Raw genomic sequence first — 18,517 nt, 5'->3', positions numbered from 1 at the left:
GCCCATATGTATGTAGGAGGAGAACTATTATGGCTTTTTTTAAACGGCTTACATCCAACTGCATGAAAGGCTTGCTGGTGGTTACAGTAGCCGCCGGATTGCTTGCAGGAGCTCCGGCTGTGCAGGCCGACGCGATATGGGATCAATGGAAAGCAGCAGAATCTGCGGTTAAGAGAGGGAAGCCGGAAGAAGCGGTGCCGCATTGGAAGTTTCTTGTTGAACATTATGTTTCCATAGGAGATTGGCAGAGTGCAGCTCTTTTTTGCGGATCGCTCGATGAGTATTATGACAGTATTCAGGATTATGAGAATGCCATCCACTATTATGAACTGGAAAATGAGTACTGGCTTAAATTCGGTAAGGATTGGGGGGCCGTTGATATCCAGCGTGCCGAGCAAATCCGAACGATTGCAGATGTATATATGTCCTCACCCGATGAGGATACGGTAAGACGTCAGGCAGCTCCCAAGAATGGCAAACTGGCCAAGTTTGAGCCGGAGTACGGGATGTACATTGGACTGTACTCTGAACAGGATCCCGCGATGCAAAATAACTTCACGAAGTCCGAAGCTCTATACGGAAAGAAGCATGCTTTATATTTGGCTTATTCTCCCTATGACACTGCATTTCCGAAGCAATATGCGACAAGAGCCAAAGAAGCCGGGTCTGCATTGCAAATCGCTTGGGAACCGAGCAAAGGACTGGATTCTGTTCAGGATAACGCTCATTTGCGGGAGTGGGCGCGAGCTGCGAAAGCCTCCGGTATTCCAATCTTCCTTCGCTATGCAAGCGAGATGAATGGGAACTGGGTAGTGTGGCATGGAGATCCGCAAAAATATATAGAAAAATTCCGCTTGGTTCATGATGTTATGGCTCAAGAGGCGCCGAATGTAGCGATGGTTTGGAGTCCGGGTGATGTGCCTGCCTATTCGATGGATGTGTATTATCCTGGAGATGAGTATGTAGATTGGGTTGGGGTCAGTCTGTATACCGAGCCTTATGAGAACGGAGACCCTGCACAAAGTAATATGCAAGCTACGAGCCCGATTGAAAGGCTTGATTCCTTGTACAAAACCTATGCGGACCGCAAACCTCTTATGATCAGTGAAACAGCGGTGTCCCATTATGCGCATATTCCACAGGAGTCGTTTACGGATTATGGTTTGTTAAATCTGCAGCGTTTGTACGAAATTATGCCATTAAAATATCCGCGTTTAAAGTCAATCACCTATTTTAATGTTGATTTGAAAAACCGTGAATCCAGAAATAACTATTTACTTGGGGCTAACGATGCTATGAAAGCTTTGTACTCCAAAATGATTGCCGCACCTTATTATTTAACCAAAGTCGAGCAAGGAGCTAAACCGTCAGACCGTACGGGCCATGTGAAATTGTCAGTAAGTGGTGAAAACATATTTGCGCGTAAAACGAAAATAACTCCTTGGGTTAAAATACCGGATATTTACATTGGAAAAATAGACTATTCCATTAACGGGGAGATTATTAGAACCGAGACGGGTCCACCCTTCGGTTTTGAGCTGGATGCAGGCGATGTGCCGGATGGAGCATCATTAAAGCTTGAAGTTTATAATCGCAGCGGCAGCAAGGCAGCTTCACGGACCTTTTCGTTATCCTCGCAAGTGAGTGTAGCTATTGACGGAAAGCTGCAAAGCTACGAGCAGCCGCCCATAATTAAGGAGGGCAGCACTTTAGCTCCTCTACGAGCTATTTTTGAGTCGGTGGGTGCTGCAGTTTCTTGGGATGCCTCAACGCAAACAGCTACAGGACGAAAAGGGAATACAACTGTTTCTCTGAAGATCGGTGACCGCAAAGCCGTTAAAAACGGACAAACCATTGAACTGGAAGTTCCAGCCCAATTAATTAACGGCTTTACGTTAGCTCCGGCCCGATTCGTTGGTGAAGCATTTGGCGGAGAGCTTCAGTGGGACGGCAAGTCCAGAACCGTACAGATCCAAACTACGGATAAAGGCAAAGCCGCAAGCCAAATAAATTCTATCCCATCCAATTTATCGGAATTGCCTGGAACCATAAGTTCAGTAGAAGAGACTGCCCGCCAAAAACTTAACGATTCACCATCCTCTGGAAATTCAATGCTGACGCAAGAGCAAAAACCCGATTCCTTGGAATCGGGTTGGCTCATTCAGCTAAAGTTATCCTTCAATATGGCTCAGAGAAGCTTCAAAGCGGTCGCTTCCTTCATCTACCGACTGCTCCCAAACTCCTTGTTATGACAACACACCCACTTTTACCTCTTCCAGTATGGATTTCGCAGCTTGGCGTGCGCTTGAGAAAGCACGTTCCGCCAACTCACCCTTACCTACACACCCGTCTCCGCAGAAGTAAAATGGAACATGATCCAATCGCGTTGGCAGCAGATGATTCGTTATTACGTTTTTCACGCTGGAAACCATTGCTTTCTTGGAAACTCGCTTGACAGCCGTTTCATCCCGCCAGCCTGGATAATAATGATCGAACAGAGCTTCCATTTGCTTCGTTTTACTATCCAGATAAGCTTTGCGTTCCTCCTCGTCAGCGAAGCGGTCGCTTAAGTAGGCAATACCCTGGAGCAGCTGTCCGCCTTCCGGCACAAGAGTGTGGTCGGTGGCAGAGACGTCACTGATGAACATTTTGTTATCCATATCACTGATGTAGCTGAATGGGCGTGCGACTACACGCTTCAAGCCAATGTCATAGACCATTACCTCTGTAGCTGTATTGTTCTCATAAGGTGCCAAGAAGGGCTCCCAAGGCGATCCCTTTAGCAGCTTGCCAATTTGCTGGACAGGCATGGCAAAAATAATTTTGTCAAAAGCCAGCTCACGGGTTTTGGTCTTCAATACAAACTTGCGGTCGGCATAGCTTACACTTTCAACGCCCTCCTGAAGAGCCATCTCCCAGCGGCTGGAAATGTCAATTTTTTGCCGAAGCTGATTGGTTATAACAGCCCAGCTGCCTAGAACATAGTTAACAGGGCGGCCGGATAAAAATAAATTGTGATAGTAATCGCTAATAACCGGACCGGGAACTTTACGTGCTTCCTCCGGGGTAATGAAGAAATTAGAGCAAACCAGATGCTCCCACAGCTCTTTAACATCCTCGTCAGCATCGGATTGGGCTAAATAGTCTCCGAGCGTTTTATAATGTTTAACATTGTGAATTTGCGCGATGATTGCTGTAATTTCCCCAACAAACCGTACCTTTTGCAGCGGGTTCAACAGCTCCGTTCTCATAAGATTAACAAAATCCAACGGAGCGGGAGTTAATTGACCGTTTTTCGCATACATTACCTTGCGTTTATCAACCTGTTTGGAGCTGAACGATAGTCCCAGCTCGCGTTCCATAGTAGTTATTTCATGCCGATCAATGCCGTATATAGCATGTGCGCCATAATTTAGTGTAAATCCAGCTTTTTCATAAGTAAAAGCTCTTCCACCCCATTGAGGACTCCGTTCAAACAGCACACCTTCTATGCCTGGTTCCTCCGATAAATAGGCCGCTGCAGTCAAGCCAGCTAAGCCGCCGCCGATAATGGCAACTTTCATTTTACTCGCCTCCTTATTATTATGTGCAAGCCATTGTATGTCAGAAGAGGGTTTTCCTGAATTTGTGGAAACAAGCTCCGAAGACTGCTCTGATCTTAAGCCTGACCAAATCCATGCAAGATTTCTTCGCATTAAATCATTAAGATTATGATTACCTTGTGAACACCATGTCAACAAGGTTCCTCTATAAGCTGCTACCAGAAGTGTCACCTTATTCGGGTCTGGGAGCCAGCGGAGCAGCCGGTCAAACAGTAATTGATACTGCTCCTCCTCAATGTTTTTTAACGCTTCGTTTTGTAAAGATAATGCAATCAAGCTTTGCACCAGCTTGGGGTAAGCCTCAATATTAGAAGCCAAGTCTAATAACAAACGGTTTATATGACCTTCTAACGATTGCACTTGTGAAGGAGTCCGCTCTGACCAATCATTAATGGTTTTGATCTGTTTGCGTGATACTTCACGTAAAATTTCATCTTTCCCTTTAAAATAATGATAAAAAGTTCCTTTAGATGTATTAGTAGCGGAAATTATGTCGTCAACGGAAACCTGCTCATAGCCCCGAGCCATAAATAATTGCAAGGCCACCTCTATCATGTACTCCCGCTTTTTTCGTGTAGCCGCACGCATAAACCTGTTCATGAGACCAACCACCCCATTGTAGAACCAACTTCTAACTATCATTATAGTTAAAATTAGACTGTAAGTCTATAAATGAATGCTGACATCGTCTAAACGATAAAAGTCATGTTTATGTATGAAATATTGCTTATTCACCAAGCTATACAAGGAAATTAAATTTAGATGCTTTTGCTTCATCATTTAAGCTTTCCCTCCCAAGAAACAATGCATCCTGAATCCTGGATATCGGCTATTTTCAATTGGTGGATGGAAATATAATAAATTGTAATATTTCGTGAGCGTATTGGACTGGATTTTTGTGCCCAAATTCGTTATGATACAAGTATCGTTTTTTTATACATGTTATTGAAGGAGGACAGCCTGCAGTGGATTGTATCTTTTGTAAAATTGTAGAGGGTTCTATTCCTTCGAAAAAAGTATATGAAAACGAGCATGTACTGGCATTTCATGATATCCAGCCTGCTGCTCCGGTACATCTTTTAATCATCCCAAAGAAGCATATCGCAACTATGAATGATGTCGATGCGGGTGATTGGGGCTTGATTGGTGAAATTCATCGTGCCGCGCAAGAAATTGCTAAGCAAGAAGGCGTGGCGGAAAGTGGTTACAGGCTCATTAATAATTGTGGCAAAGATGGCGGACAGGTGGTCTATCATATTCATTACCATCTGCTGGCGGGAGTAAAGTTGGGTCCACTCCATGTGAACTGATTTATTTATTCTCTGGGTTGACACCTGCTTTATGTTTGCCATATAATGAAGTTTGATGAATTGCTTTTGCTTTTTTTCGTCTTGGACGGTCTGTTCGGAGGGAGGGAAAACTGGTGTCAGAAACTCGAGTTCGCAAAAATGAAACTATAGATGCAGCCCTTCGTCGCTTTAAGCGCTCCATCGCAAAAGATGGTGTACTTGCGGAGGTTAAGAAACGCAAGCATTATGAGAAGCCTAGCGTTAAGCGTAAGAAGAAGTCAGAGGCTGCTCGTAAGAGAAAGTTCTAGGAGGCTTAATCGATGAGCTTAAGCGAGAGATTAAACGAAGATATGAAGCTCGCGATGAAGAGCCAGGCCAAGTTTAAACTGTCTGTGATTCGTATGGTTCGTGCTGCTATTAAGAATATTGAGATAGATCAGCGTAAAACCTTGGATGATCAAGAAGTGCTTGACGTGCTAAGTCGTGAGATCAAACAGCGCAGAGATTCCCTCCAAGAATTTGAAAAGGCCGGTCGTGAAGATTTGGCCGAAACCGTTAAGGCGGAAATTGATATTCTGATCGAGTACTTACCGCAACAGTTGACTGAAGAAGAAGTAAAAGCCATTGTACAGCAGACCATCCATGAAGTGGGAGCTTCTTCTAAAGCGGATATGGGAAAAGTTATGGGTGCATTGATGCCTAAGGTTAAGGGACGTGCTGATGGCAAGATTGTCAATCAAGCCGTTCAACAATTATTAGTATAGTAAGTTATGAAGAGCACTCCTGTATCAGGGGTGTTCTTTTTTTAAAACATTGAATCGATAGGCTGTGTATTACGTAAGAATGTATGAAGCACAGAATAATGGCTTTAGTCGCACATAAAAAGCCATTTTTCTAACAAAGACTAAGATTACGATATCGGATTCGTTAAAGCGAAATCCGGGGGAGGTGGGTTACAATGTTGTTAATGAAACATGGTTCCCTGTTTCTAAGATCGTGCTTGCTGGTGCTCTTCTCGGTAATGCTTCTCCTACTGCCGGGAATTGCGGCTTTTGCAGATGTTAATGCTCCTCAACAACCAGCGTCATCGGTTCCAGCAGCGGCTCCGGTAGTTGTGGTGCCTGTTCATCAAAGTATTGAGAACGGGCTGCAGAAATTTCTGGAAAGGGCTCTAAAGGAAGCTGAGGAAGCAAGCGCCATGTACATCATTCTGGATATCGATACACTGGGTGGACGTGTGGATGCAGCAGAAGAAATTGGGGAGATGATTCGCAGCAGCAAGGTGCCGACACTTGCTTATGTGCATGGAAAGGCGGTTTCTGCTGGAAGCTATATCGCGCTTAACGCAACTAAAATTGCAATGGAGCCCGGCAGCTCTATCGGAGCAGCCGCTGTTGTAGACATCGCAGGCAATGAAATTGAGAGCGTTAAGGTTATTGCTCACTGGTCGAGTGAAATGCGGGCAGCAGCAGAGCTAAGGGGACGCAATCCGCTAATAGCGGAGGCAATGGTTGATAAAAACGTCGGAGTCTCGATGCCTCAACTAACTCGCAATGTTCCAAAAGGTCAGTTGGTATCACTAACTGCTGAAGAAGCAATTAAGGTGGGCTATGCCGAAGTAATTGCCAAGGATGTAAACGATGCCATCCGCTTTGTCGGTGGAGCTGATCATCCGGTGCTGCATATCGATCCTACCCCAGCTGAAAAATTTGCACGGTTCATTACTCAGCCGTGGGTATCCATGCTGCTTCTTTTCATTGGTATTGCCGGAGTACTGATTGAATTGTTTGTTCCCGGCTTTGGGGTTCCAGGTATTGTTGGTTTAATTGGCTTTGGATTGTATTTTTTTGGTAATTATATATCCGGTTTTGCGGGGGTGGAGGATATAGCGCTCTTTGTGATTGGTGTTGTATTGCTGATTATTGAAATCTTTGTTTCCAGCTTCGGAATAATAGGGATTCTTGGTATCGCATGTTTGTTCAGCAGTGTCATAATGGCTGCCAATAATACGAAGCAAGCTGCTTTGAATTTGTCGATTGCCGTTGTGTTAGCCATTATTGTTGTTGCCATCATCATTAGATATTTTAAACATCGCGGGGTTTGGAATCGGTTTATTTTACGGGAAAAGCTCACGACGGAACAAGGCTTTACATCATCAAGAATCCGCACAGATCTTCTGGGCAAGTCTGGCCTATCCGTAACTCCATTGCGCCCGGCAGGAACTATTCTCGTTGCTGACGAGAGAGTGGATGTGGTAACTACAGGCGAGTTCATCCCGGTAAATAAGCAAGTTGTAGTGGTGCAAGTGGAAGGCTCGCGGATTGTTGTTCGTGAGGCGCATGAATTGGTACAATAAGTTTTATCTAAATTAAATATTGGGAGGACGTCAAACATGGATTCTATTGTTTACATTTTTTTATTGGCAGTCATTATTATTATTGCACTTTCGGTATTTCTAAGTTTTGTACCGATTATGCTATGGGTTTCAGCACTGGCTTCAGGCGTACGCATTGGTATTATTACACTTGTTGCTATGCGTCTGCGTCGTGTAACGCCTAGTCGTATCGTTAATCCGATGATCAAAGCTACCAAGGCTGGCATAGATATTTCTATTAACCAGCTGGAAAGCCATTTTCTCGCAGGCGGTAATGTCGACCGTGTTGTTAATGCGCTAATTGCTGCCCATCGTGCGGATATTCCTTTGCCGTTTGAACGCGCCGCGGCAATTGATTTGGCGGGACGTGACGTTCTTCAGGCTGTACAGATGAGCGTAAATCCGCGTGTTATTGAAACACCAACCGTTTCGGCTGTTGCAAAGAATGGTATTGAAGTTAAAGTAATTGCCCGCGTTACTGTTCGAGCTAATATTGAGCGTCTTGTCGGTGGTGCCGGTGAAGAAACGATTATCGCGCGTGTCGGCGAGGGGATTGTTACTACAGTAGGTTCGTCCGAGTCTCATAAGGATGTATTGGAAAATCCGGATATGATCTCCCGAACCGTTTTGAGTAAAGGGCTGGATGCTGGAACAGCTTTTGAAATCTTGTCGATAGATATTGCGGATGTGGATGTTGGTAAAAATATCGGAGCTTATTTGCAAACCGAGCAGGCGGAAGCGGACAAACGGATTGCTCAAGCGAAAGCTGAAGAACGCCGTGCAATGGCGGTAGCACAAGAGCAAGAGATGAAGGCATTAGTAGTGGAAATGAAGGCGAAGGTAGTAGAATCCGAGTCACAGGTGCCTTTGGCGATGGCAGAAGCGCTGCGCAACGGCAAGCTTGGTGTAATGGATTATATGAACTTGAAAAATATTGACGCGGATACCCAAATGCGTTCTTCCTTAGGCAAAATGAATGATGGCGGCAAAAATGGCGATCATGAGTAACTCGGAAGGGGTGTGCCGGATTGAAACTGATCGAATTTCTCCTGAATAACTGGTATATAGCGATTGTAGTTTTTTTTCTGGCTAGCAGCTTCCTGAAGCGTTTGAAGGGCGTTCCCGGCAGCCAGCCCCCCAAGCAAGCTATGCCCCCGTTTGGGGGCGGAGGCAATCCTATGCAAGGGTGGGGGCGTGATAAAGCGCCTGAGGTAACAACTGCTAATCAGCCGAATCAAAGAAAGAATCGTCCACAAACTGCAACCGAGAGTGCACAGCGTCGCCCTGATTCATACGTGCATCCCGAGCACGTTCATCATAGCTCAGAGAAACGACCTGAAGCTGACTTTTGGGGAGATAGCGATTTATCAAGCGCTCGTCAGGATGAACGTACGAAGCAAAAGCGGTCTGAGGAGCAGAAATACCGTGAGGATGCAGTAGACGCCCATAAGCTCGCTCAGGGGGTCATATGGGCCGAAATTCTTGGTCCACCTAGGGCTAAGAAGCCATTTCGAAAATAAATCATTAACTAATGAGCACCGGATCCTAATGAAAATTGGGATTGCCGGTGCTTTTTGCTTTGCTTTCATAATCTGTGAATTTCTAGCATATGGTGTAAATAGCCCATACTTACGCAAAACCGGACTTTCCTACAGAAAGTTTTTAGGAGGGAAAAAATGCGCAGTCTGACTAAAAGGCTTAATCAATTCACGGCAAAGCTGCTGGACCTTCCACAAGATGTTGCTTTGGACCTGCCACGAATGACTATGATAGGCAATTTGCAGCTTTATATTGAAAATCATCGCGGGGTGCTGCATTTTTCGAGTGAGCGGCTGCTGCTGGCGTTACCCAAAGGTAAGCTGGAGGTTCAAGGCACACAGCTTGTCATAAGAGCAATTTTAACGGAAGAAGTGTTTATTGAAGGCATTATCGGGGAGATCAAATTTTATTCGTAAAGAGGGTGCTCAAGCTTGAAAACATCGATGCTTACGTCGCTGCGCGGGTATGTTTTGATTGAAATTAAAGGGCAGCAGCTGGAACGCTTGATTAATAGGCTGACAGAAAAGCGGATGTCCGTTTGGGACATTCGATTTCGAGATGAAGCTAAGGTGGAGCTATATATTTCACTCAAGGATTTCTTTCGGCTTCGTCCGCTTTTAAAAGAGACAGGCTGTCGGTCTCGCGTTCGCAAGAGGTTCGGCTTTCCTTTTGTGATGGACAAACTGGAGAAGAGAAAGGTTTTTGCAGCGGGAATCCTATGCTTTATTATCGGTTTATACCTGTTGTCTTCAATTGTGTGGCAGGTACGGGTTGAAGGGAATGAACTGATAAAAACAGCGGATATTTTGCAAGTGGCGAAGCAAGAAGGCGTTTATAAGCTCCAATGGAAGTTCCGCCTTAAGGATGCCGATGCGCTATCCAAAAGCTTGCAGAGCAAGATGCCGGAAGCTGCCTGGGTAGGGGTTGAGTTTCGGGGTACCCATGTTGTCATTAAAGTGGTGGAAGCCGTAATACCGGAGAAGCCTCCACTGCTTAATCCGCGTCATTTGGTTGCTTCTAAAAGTGCAATGGTGACTTCTATTTTTGCAGAAAAGGGAAGGCCGGTTGTCAAGACGAATACCTATGTGAAAAAAGGGGATATTCTAATTTCCGGCGTTTTGGGGGACGAGCTTAATCAGAAAACGGTTGTAGCCGCGGGAGAGGTCAAAGGTTTGGTATGGTATGCTCCCAAGGTTGAGGTGCCGCTCGTACAGCAATATAAAATATACACGGGAGAAACCCTGAAACGATTTTACCTGGTAGTGGGTAATCGCGGCTTGCAATTGACAGGCTTTGGGGCGGTTCCTTATCAAACTTATGAAACGATTCCGGAACGTAAAACATTCATGTGGAGAGACTTTGTATTGCCCATAGGCTGGCTTAAAGAGCGTGTGATGGAGACAGGCATTGTCGAGCAGTCCGTCGAGCTTCAAGAGGCAAAAACGCGAGGTTTGGAGCAGACCAAATCGGATATATTGGAAGCCGCTGGAAAAGGTTCGAGGGTTGTAAGTGAAAAAATTTTGCATGAAAAGACGGAGAATGGTAAAGTTTATATGGAAGTGCATTTGGAAGTGGAAGAATCTATTACCCAAGAACTACCTATTGTCGCTGTACCGTAATGCTTGGCAATAAAACTTATTAAGCAAAACTCAGATGGAAATTACGATGGAAGTCTTGCCAAAGCAAACTCGAAGGAGAAGAGGCCTGTTGATTGATAATGCCAGCTTTGTGAAAGTAGCTTTAAAAAATACGTCCGAGGCACTGTCTTTGTTTGGACCTCAGGACAAGTTCCTGCATTTGATTGAGCAGCACACCACTGCCAGGATTCAATCGCGTGAGGAAGAGATCGTTATCCAAGGCGAACCGGGAGAATTGCAATCCCTTAAGCAGCTTTTTGAGGTGCTTCTGGAGCTGGTGCGCAACAATTATATTCTAAGCGAGCGGGACGTAAAGTATGCGTTGGAGCTAGCCAAGCAAATGAAAGCGGATCAACTGCTGGATTTATTCAAGGGCGATATCGCCGTTACTCACAAGGGCAAGCCTATTCGTGTTAAAACAATCGGTCAAAAGCAATATGTCTCAACGATCAAGAAGCTCGATATTGTATTCGGGATCGGTCCTGCCGGTACAGGTAAAACCTACCTTGCAGTCGTGCTTGCGGTTGCAGCGCTTAAGGAAGGGAAGGTCAAACGTATCGTTCTGACACGGCCTGCTGTTGAAGCTGGAGAGAGTCTGGGCTTTCTGCCTGGAGATTTACAGGAAAAGGTTGACCCTTACTTACGTCCATTGTATGATGCTCTTAACGATGTGCTGGGACCCGAACAGGTGGTCAAATCATTGGAACGGGGATTGATCGAAATCGCTCCGCTTGCCTATATGCGGGGGAGAACTTTGGACGATTCCTTTATTATATTAGATGAAGCTCAGAACACGACCCCAGAACAAATGAAGATGTTTCTAACTCGCCTCGGTTTTGGCTCCAAGATGGTTATTACCGGAGATGTAACGCAAATTGACTTGCCTCGCGGCAAAAATTCGGGACTTGTTGAAGCCAGACGTATTTTATTAGGCATTGAAGAGATAGGATTTATTGAGTTTTCCGATGCAGACGTTGTCAGACACTCCTTGGTTCAAAAAATCATCGTTGCTTATCATAATGAACAAGAAAAGTAGCGCGGAGAAAGGGATGACCTTTCGATTATGAAAAACCAGGCTTCGATTCAAGGGAAATTTCAATACCGGCTATCCGGTTGGAAATATAGCGCACTTGTGCGCTTTCTTCTGTTTTTACTGCTTACAGCGGTGTTTTATTTGGCGCTTACAAACAAGATCATTCCTCAAACCTATGATATCCAAAAAGGATCGCATGCAGAGAAGGATATTATAGCTCCACGTGCGATAGAAAATGCAATTGCAACGGAACAAGCGAAAGAGGATGCGGCTCAGCGCGTCCAGCCCGTATACAAAATCGTATCGTTGAAAAATGATGTGCTCGTAGAGTCGATTTTCGAAAAGCTGCAGCAAATCAACGCTGATGCTGAAGTGACACTTGGCGATAAGGTCAATATTTATAAAACGGTCATACCTAACATCATAGAGCTTCATACCGACAAACAAGTGAAAATGTATACCGGAAGCGGTCAATATAACGAAGTTATGCTTGAAGAAATGAAGAAGAAGATTATTGAGCAGCAATATCGGATACCGGAAGAAACATTTTATAAATTGCCACGCCTATTGAAGGAAGATTTAATCGCTATGGAGCCGGTTGCCAAGGATATTGTAAACCGCTTGATGAGCGATCAAATTCTGGATGCTCAAACGGTAAGGGCCAAGGTAGCGGAGCTGGTGAACAGCTCGACCTTAAGCAAAAGCACGGCGAGAGAAATTGTGCAGGAGCTTGTGAGAACTGCAATTACGCCGAATAAGTTTTTTGATCAAAAGGGAACCGATGAGGCGAAAGGCCATGCACGCGATAATGTGAAGCCGATTTTCATTAACAAGAATGAAGTGTTGGTGAAGAAGGGCGATCAGATAACCGACGAGATGTATCTGCGTTTAAGCAGTCTGGAAATGCTGAAAGATGAGTCGAGCAACTGGCCCAAAATTGGATTAGTGATGCTGGTGTCGATGTTCAGCCTTGTTATATTCATGTTTATACGGCAAAGCTCCCAATCGATCAAAAATAATAATGCGCAGCTGTTGATGCTGGTTTTCATACTACTGATTACATTATTCGGGATGAAGCTGTTTTCACTTGTACAAAATTTAGATTATCCGTATATTGGATTTTTAGCGCCTTCGGCAATGGGGGCTATGCTGATAACCATTTTACTGGATTCGAGTATGGCTTTTGTTGCCACCGTTCTTTTTGCTGTCATGTCGAGCATTATTTTTAATACGGACCATTTACAACCATTTGACTTTCGATATGCATTGCTGACGCTGGTAACCTCATTTGCGGCGATCTTCTCGATTCAACGAGCCAGTCAAAGGTCTTCAATTTTAAAGGCCGGGATGATCGTCTCTTTACTTGGGATGGTTCTTGTTGCCTCACTGCTGCTTATTGAAGGCCATGAAACAAGCAAGAACGCTTTGGTCGCTCTATCCTTCACAATTGGGAGCGGATTGCTGACAGCTGTTTTTGTTATCGGACTTCTACCCTTCTTTGAGGTTGCATTCGGAATCTTATCTCCGTTGAAATTGGTGGAGCTGTCCAATCCGAATCACCCTCTGCTGCGCAAGCTGCTGACAGAAACGCCAGGCACCTACCATCATAGTATAATGGTTGGCAATTTGGCGGAGGCCGCTGCAGAAGCGATTGGAGCCAACGGGCTGCTATGCAGAGTGGGTGCTTATTATCACGACATTGGGAAGACCAAACGTCCCGTTTATTTTATCGAAAATCAAACGAATATCGAAAACCCGCATGATAAAATGGATCCCGAATTAAGCAAATCAATCATTGTTGCTCATGCCCGCGATGGTGTTGAGATGCTGAAGGAGTACCAGATTCCTAAGCCGATCCGTGATATTGCAGAGCAGCATCATGGCACGACGCTGCTGCAATTTTTTTACCATAAAGCTAAGAAAATTGCCGAGGCCGAGGGACAAACAAAGCCGGTGGAGGAAGCGGATTTCCGATATCCGGGTCCTAAGGCGCAGTCTAAGGAAGCAGCTATTGTCGGGATTGCCGATTGTGTTGAAGCGGCAGTGAGGTCACTGAGAAGCCCTACGTTGGAGCAGATTGATACCATGGTGCGGAGAATCAGCAAAGGCCGATTGGATGATGGACAATTTAACGAATGCGATTTAACCATTAAAGAGCTGGATCAAATCGCCAAAACATTGAATGAAACATTACTCGGTATTTTTCATTCTAGAATCGAATACCCTAACGATCTGCCGGCGCAATCAGACGCCCCAAAGCAGACAAAAAGGAGTTAAACCTCATGAGCCTACGCTTGGAATGGAATAGTGAACAAAATGAATTTGAGATCTCTCCGGAATTTGTAGCTAAGCTGGAGCTGCTTCTGCGGCTTGCAGGTGAAGCGGAGCAGGTGGATGAAGGCGAAGTAGCGTTAACCTTTGTCGATGATGCCGAAATTCACCGCCTGAACAAGGAATATCGGGGAATAGATAAGCCTACGGATGTGCTTTCTTTTGCGATGCAAGAGGTTGGTGATGATGAGCTGGAGATTATCTTCGATGAGGATGATTTCGTGCAAAATGATGACCTGAGCGATGCGGAGAAGCTGGACAAATCAGGCGAAGCTGACGGGGAGCTTGAGGAGGATAGCGACGAGCTCGATGAGGACGAAGAAGCGATGTTTGAGGAGCCTCTCGGTGACATCATCATCTCAGTGCCTCGAGCAATTGCCCAAAGTGAAGATTACGGACATTCAGTGGAGCGGGAGCTAGGCTTTCTGTTCGTTCATGGTTTTCTCCATTTGATCGGATACGATCATCAGGACGAGGAATCGGAAAAAGAGATGTTTGCCAAGCAGGAGCAAATTTTACAGCAGGCAGGTCTGCTAAGATGAGACAGCAGGTGAAGTGGCACAGAAGCTTCCGGTTCGCATATGAAGGAGTGAAGTACGCCTTATCTACGCAGCGCAACATGAAGTTCCATTTTTTTGCCGCTTTTGTTGTATTATTGTTGGCTTTATATTTAGGCTTGCCGAAGCTGGAAATTTTATTTATTTTACTAGCAGTTACATTAATGATTGTTACTGAATTAATTAATACGGCTGTTGAAAAGGCTGTAGACCTAGCCATGCCGGATCTCCATCCGCTGGCCAAAATAGCCAAGGATGTCGCCGCAGCCTCCGTACTGGTGTCTGCGGCTTTTGCCGCGATAGTCGGGATGATTGTATTTTACGACCCTATCGACAGGCTGTTTATAAATGTCCGTTCTGCTGAAGGGCATTCCTTTTCCGCAGGAATGGTCTGGGTATTATTGAGCTTGGTTATGCTTACCGTTATTGTGGTAGAAACGCGGTTTTCCTCGAAAGGCAATCATGTGCGGCCAAGTCTGCTGGCCGCTGTTGCTTTTGCGATTTCGACGTTTATTGCTAGCTATGTTACTATTACTTTAATAGCTTTATTGGCTTATTTATTAGCTTTTATGGTCATGCTGGTGCTATACGACAAGCGCAGTCGATCGATGCCAGCGCTTGTGCTGGGGGCTTTGATCGGCTGTTTTATAACGGTTTTAGCCTATTATCTAATGAATGTGTAAAGGGGCGATGAGGATGGAGCGGCAACAACTTATTTCTTTTGCTAAAGAAGCAAGGGAGAGGGCATATGTTCCTTATTCGCAATTTAAAGTAGGCAGTGCGCTTCTGGGGAGTAATGGTACCGTCTATATGGGCTGCAATGTGGAGAATGCCGCTTATGGACCTACCAACTGCGCCGAACGTACGGCTCTATTTTCAGCTATTGCTGATGGGGCACAGCCACGATCGTTCAAAGCAATCGCAGTAATTGGCGACACATCACAGCCGATCACACCTTGCGGAGTATGCCGTCAAGTATTGATTGAGCTATGTGCGCCGAATATGCCAGTTTATATGGCAAATATTAATGGAGACATAACGGAAACGACTGTTGCCGAGCTGCTGCCGGGGGCTTTCACCAGCAATGATCTCAATGGAGGATAATTAAAAGATGACAGCATCAGCTAAGAAAGTATTTAAATCCGGCTTTGTGGCCATTATCGGCCGTCCTAACGTCGGAAAATCGACATTAATGAATCAAGTAATCGGGCAAAAAATCGCCATTATGTCCGACAAGCCACAAACAACCCGCAACAAAATTCATGGAGTCTACACAACGACTGATTCTCAAATCGTATTCCTGGATACTCCGGGTATTCATAAGCCTCAATCCAAGCTGGGCGAGCACATGATGAAAATTGCAGAGAGCTCTTTGAGTGAAGTGGATGCGGTTCTGTTTCTGATTGATGTGGTAGAAGGTCTGGGTGGTGGCGACCGGTTTATTATCGAGAACTTGAAAAAAGTAAAAACTCCCGTTATTTTGGTTATGAATAAAATCGACCAAGTACAGCCGGAAGCTATATTGCCAGTAATTACAGCCTACAAGGATTTGTATGACTTTGCGGAAATTGTGCCTATTTCTGCTATTAAAGGAAACAATGTTAACACGTTGCTGGAGCAGGTTACGAAATATTTATCTGAAGGGCCGCAGTATTATCCGGCTGATCAAATAACCGACCATCCAGAGCAATTTGTGTGTGCCGAGCTGATCCGGGAAAAAATTCTTCATATGACACGCGAAGAAATTCCGCATTCCATCGCTGTATCGATAGAGGATATGAAGGTTGAACCGAATGGCGTCGTCCACATTTCCGCTGTTATTTTTGTCGAGCGTGACTCGCAAAAAGGCATTATTATAGGGAAAAAAGGAGCGCTCTTAAAAGAAGTCGGGCAAAAAGCGCGCCAAGATATCGAAGCTCTTCTAGGTTCTAAAACGTTCCTTGAGCTGTGGGTGAAAGTGAAAAAGGATTGGCGTAATCAAGAGCGGGTATTGAAGGATCTCGGCTTCCGCAACGACTAATAAGTGCAGTGCCAGTTATTGCTTAGGATACTTTCACGCCTTTAGTATCATCCTATTTCTATCAACAGGCATCATTCCGTCTTGCTGAAGCAGAAGCCTTTGTTCGGAAGTCCCTTTACTTCTTAAGCTTTAAGTCTTTGCTTACGAGGCAGCTTCCTTCAGAAGCTTGTAGGAGAGGAGATTGATACACATGAGAGATTTTTCGTGGAAGTATTTTTCAATAACCGGTGATGTGGATGCCTACCTGCTTTATAAAGAAATTTCTGATCCGACTTCTGATGACGATGCAGAGGAGGAGACCGATCAGGAAGATTTGTTACAATAGCTTTATTAGGCTTGGGGGAAACTGACGATGCAGTACCGAGTGCAAGGAATCGTCATCCGCAGTATGGATTACGGAGAGAATAACAAGATTATTACGTTGTTCACTCGAGAGATAGGTAAAGTCGCCGTTATTGTTAGAGGCGCCAAAAAAGTGAAGAGCCGTTACTCATCGGTTGCCCAGTTATTTACCTGCGGCGACTATTTGTTTTTTAAATCCGGTCAGTTAGGTACGTTAAATCACGCGGATATTATTGAATCGAATCATCACCTGAGAGAAGAGCTGTACAAAACATCTTATGCCTCCTATATAGCGGAGCTAACGGACCGAATGCTTGGGGACCAGGAAGCAAATGTTTTTTTGTATGAGCAATTGCTGGCCGCCTACCAAGGACTTGATAGCGACAAGGATATGCAGATCATTGTACACATTTATGAAATGAAGATTTGGATGCAGTCAGGTTATCAGCCGGAGCTTGATGAATGTGTTTCCTGCAGGAGCAGCAGTGGAGAAATGCGATTTAGCGCCGGCATGGGAGGCATTTTATGCGAAAGATGCCGAACCAAGGATCCCAAAGCTTTACCGCTGTCCGCTGGAACTCTTAAACTGATCCGGCTGTTTGCCCGCATGGATATCCGACGGCTTGGACAAATAGATGTGAAGCCGGAAACCAAAGAGAGCCTCAAAAAGCTGATGAGGAGCTATTTTGACACTCATATAGGTCTTGTTCTAAAGTCGAGAAATTTCTTGGATCAAATGGACAAGTATGGCATATAAATTTAAAAGCATCTTAGAAAAATTGTTTTGACATTTTTATTTACCTTTGGTAATATATTTTATTAACATAAAAGATGGACTCTCGTCTTTAGTCTAACTCGGGCTTGGGGACGAGATGTTTTTTTGAGCGAAGTTGTTAGGCTTTGCTTCGCTGGCAGCCGCTTATCCTTGAGGGATGGTCAATTCAAGAAAGAGGTGAGTTCATGGCAGAGAGGAAGAATCCGGTCATATACATAGCCTCTGATTCGGCAGGGGAGACTGGTGAGTCTGTTGTACGCGCAGCCGCGGTTCAATTTTATCCGCAGCAGGTTGATGTAAGGGTCGTACCGTTTTTGGAAAATCACGAGGGCATAGATAAATTGATTCAAACTGCCAAGGAACGGGATGGAATCATCGTTTTTACACTTGTCATTCCGGAGCTTAGGGATTATTTGGTTGAGCAGTCCATACGGAATCAGCTTATGTATATTGATTTGCTCGGACCCATTCTGGGCTCGCTTGAAAAAAAGCTGCAGCAGGAATCCCGCCATCAGCCGGGTATGATACATCCTCTGGATGAAGATTATTTCAAGAAGGTCGAAGCCGTAGAGTTCGCTGTCAAATATGACGATGGAAGAGATTTTACGGGAGTACTGCAGGCCGATATCGTACTTGTGGGAGTGTCAAGAACGTCGAAAACACCACTATCCATGTACCTTGCACACAAGAAATTTAAAGTGGCCAACGTTCCGCTTGTTCCGGAAATTCAGCCGCCTGAGCAGCTGTTTACCGTATCTAATAAGAAAGTTATCGGTCTTCGCATCACTCCTGAGAAGCTGAATATGATTCGTTCAGAAAGGCTAAAGACTTTGGGGTTGCCGCAGACAGCGATGTATGCCAATGTTGAAAGAATTAATCTGGAGCTTGAATATGCAGATAAGATAATGAAAAGGATAGGCTGCACAGTCATTGATGTTTCTAACAAGGCTGTGGAGGAAACGGCTAGCTTAATCATCGATTGGTATCACGGAAGATAGCTGATGCTTTTTTACATAAC

The 18,517-nt window shown here is 44.9% G+C and carries 19 protein-coding genes; 18 read left to right on the top strand and 1 reads right to left on the bottom strand.

All coding sequences use genetic code 11. The features are described 5' to 3' along the window. The first annotated feature begins 29 nt into the window (after nt 1–29). Nucleotides 30–2,252, top strand: a complete 2,223-nt coding sequence (locus ACFQ0C_RS38170) for a stalk domain-containing protein (protein WP_379375053.1) — start codon at nt 30–32, stop codon at nt 2,250–2,252. Here the strand turns inward: ACFQ0C_RS38170 and ACFQ0C_RS38165 are convergent. Next, nucleotides 2,247–4,202 (bottom strand): FAD-dependent oxidoreductase, encoded by a 1,956-nt coding sequence (locus ACFQ0C_RS38165; protein WP_379375051.1) that lies wholly within the window; start codon nt 4,200–4,202, stop codon nt 2,247–2,249. The genes ACFQ0C_RS38170 and ACFQ0C_RS38165 overlap by 6 nt on opposite strands. A gap of 365 nt (nt 4,203–4,567) precedes the next feature. Between ACFQ0C_RS38165 and ACFQ0C_RS38160 the strand changes: the two genes are divergently transcribed. The 17 genes from ACFQ0C_RS38160 to ACFQ0C_RS38080 all read left to right on the top strand — a co-directional run bounded on the left by ACFQ0C_RS38160 (nt 4,568) and on the right by ACFQ0C_RS38080 (nt 18,497). Next, the gene (locus tag ACFQ0C_RS38160) at nt 4,568–4,912 is read left to right on the top strand and encodes a histidine triad nucleotide-binding protein (RefSeq protein ID WP_258213034.1); all 345 of its coding nucleotides are present in this window, start codon (nt 4,568–4,570) and stop codon (nt 4,910–4,912) included. A 113-nt stretch (nt 4,913–5,025) separates the two neighbouring features. Further along, entirely contained in the window at nt 5,026–5,199 is a 174-nt protein-coding gene (gene rpsU, locus ACFQ0C_RS38155) for a 30S ribosomal protein S21 (RefSeq protein ID WP_010491812.1), read from the top strand. Nucleotides 5,200–5,211: 12 nt separating this feature from the next. Further along, a complete protein-coding gene (locus tag ACFQ0C_RS38150) occupies nt 5,212–5,655 on the top strand; it encodes a GatB/YqeY domain-containing protein (protein WP_258213033.1) in 444 nt (147 codons plus the stop codon). Between the two features lie 194 nt (nt 5,656–5,849). Then, nucleotides 5,850–7,247: an NfeD family protein gene (locus ACFQ0C_RS38145; protein ID WP_379375048.1), complete on the top strand. Its 1,398-nt coding sequence runs from the start codon at nt 5,850–5,852 to the stop codon at nt 7,245–7,247. 36 nt (nt 7,248–7,283) lie between these two features. Continuing rightward, the gene (gene floA / locus ACFQ0C_RS38140; RefSeq protein WP_258213031.1) at nt 7,284–8,273 is read left to right on the top strand and encodes a flotillin-like protein FloA; all 990 of its coding nucleotides are present in this window, start codon (nt 7,284–7,286) and stop codon (nt 8,271–8,273) included. Between the two features lie 20 nt (nt 8,274–8,293). Then, nucleotides 8,294–8,785: a hypothetical protein gene (locus ACFQ0C_RS38135; RefSeq protein WP_379375046.1), complete on the top strand. Its 492-nt coding sequence runs from the start codon at nt 8,294–8,296 to the stop codon at nt 8,783–8,785. A gap of 156 nt (nt 8,786–8,941) precedes the next feature. After that, nucleotides 8,942–9,220 carry a sporulation protein YqfC gene (gene yqfC / locus ACFQ0C_RS38130; protein ID WP_171653653.1) on the top strand — a complete coding sequence of 93 codons (279 nt, stop codon included), beginning with the start codon at nt 8,942–8,944 and terminating at the stop codon, nt 9,218–9,220. A gap of 15 nt (nt 9,221–9,235) precedes the next feature. Further along, nucleotides 9,236–10,423 (top strand): sporulation protein YqfD, encoded by a 1,188-nt coding sequence (yqfD, locus tag ACFQ0C_RS38125; protein WP_379375043.1) that lies wholly within the window; start codon nt 9,236–9,238, stop codon nt 10,421–10,423. Nucleotides 10,424–10,514: 91 nt separating this feature from the next. Then, nucleotides 10,515–11,477, top strand: a complete 963-nt coding sequence (locus ACFQ0C_RS38120) for a PhoH family protein (protein WP_379375375.1) — start codon at nt 10,515–10,517, stop codon at nt 11,475–11,477. A gap of 27 nt (nt 11,478–11,504) precedes the next feature. After that, nucleotides 11,505–13,751 carry an HD family phosphohydrolase gene (locus ACFQ0C_RS38115; RefSeq protein ID WP_379375041.1) on the top strand — a complete coding sequence of 749 codons (2,247 nt, stop codon included), beginning with the start codon at nt 11,505–11,507 and terminating at the stop codon, nt 13,749–13,751. Between the two features lie 5 nt (nt 13,752–13,756). Beyond that, complete coding sequence (gene ybeY, locus ACFQ0C_RS38110) at nt 13,757–14,347, top strand: rRNA maturation RNase YbeY (RefSeq protein WP_379375039.1); 591 nt, start codon at nt 13,757–13,759, stop codon at nt 14,345–14,347. After that, nucleotides 14,344–15,045: a diacylglycerol kinase family protein gene (locus ACFQ0C_RS38105; protein ID WP_258213026.1), complete on the top strand. Its 702-nt coding sequence runs from the start codon at nt 14,344–14,346 to the stop codon at nt 15,043–15,045. The genes ybeY and ACFQ0C_RS38105 overlap by 4 nt, the downstream gene beginning before the upstream one ends. A 13-nt stretch (nt 15,046–15,058) precedes the next feature. Then, complete coding sequence (cdd, locus tag ACFQ0C_RS38100) at nt 15,059–15,466, top strand: cytidine deaminase (protein ID WP_258213025.1); 408 nt, start codon at nt 15,059–15,061, stop codon at nt 15,464–15,466. 7 nt (nt 15,467–15,473) lie between these two features. Then, entirely contained in the window at nt 15,474–16,382 is a 909-nt protein-coding gene (gene era / locus ACFQ0C_RS38095) for a GTPase Era (protein ID WP_258213024.1), read from the top strand. Nucleotides 16,383–16,572: 190 nt separating this feature from the next. Next, nucleotides 16,573–16,707, top strand: a complete 135-nt coding sequence (locus ACFQ0C_RS38090; RefSeq protein WP_379375036.1) for a YqzL family protein — start codon at nt 16,573–16,575, stop codon at nt 16,705–16,707. Nucleotides 16,708–16,734: 27 nt separating this feature from the next. After that, nucleotides 16,735–17,481 carry a DNA repair protein RecO gene (gene recO / locus ACFQ0C_RS38085; RefSeq protein WP_379375034.1) on the top strand — a complete coding sequence of 249 codons (747 nt, stop codon included), beginning with the start codon at nt 16,735–16,737 and terminating at the stop codon, nt 17,479–17,481. A gap of 203 nt (nt 17,482–17,684) precedes the next feature. Then, entirely contained in the window at nt 17,685–18,497 is an 813-nt protein-coding gene (locus ACFQ0C_RS38080) for a pyruvate, water dikinase regulatory protein (RefSeq protein WP_258213021.1), read from the top strand. Nucleotides 18,498–18,517 lie beyond the last annotated feature (20 nt).

This window comes from Paenibacillus sp. GCM10027630 (assembly GCF_042676305.1).
Taxonomy (GTDB): Bacteria; Bacillota; Bacilli; order Paenibacillales; family NBRC-103111; genus Paenibacillus_S.
Note: the sequence above shows the minus strand (reverse complement) of the source record. Positions and strands in the feature narration are given on the sequence as shown.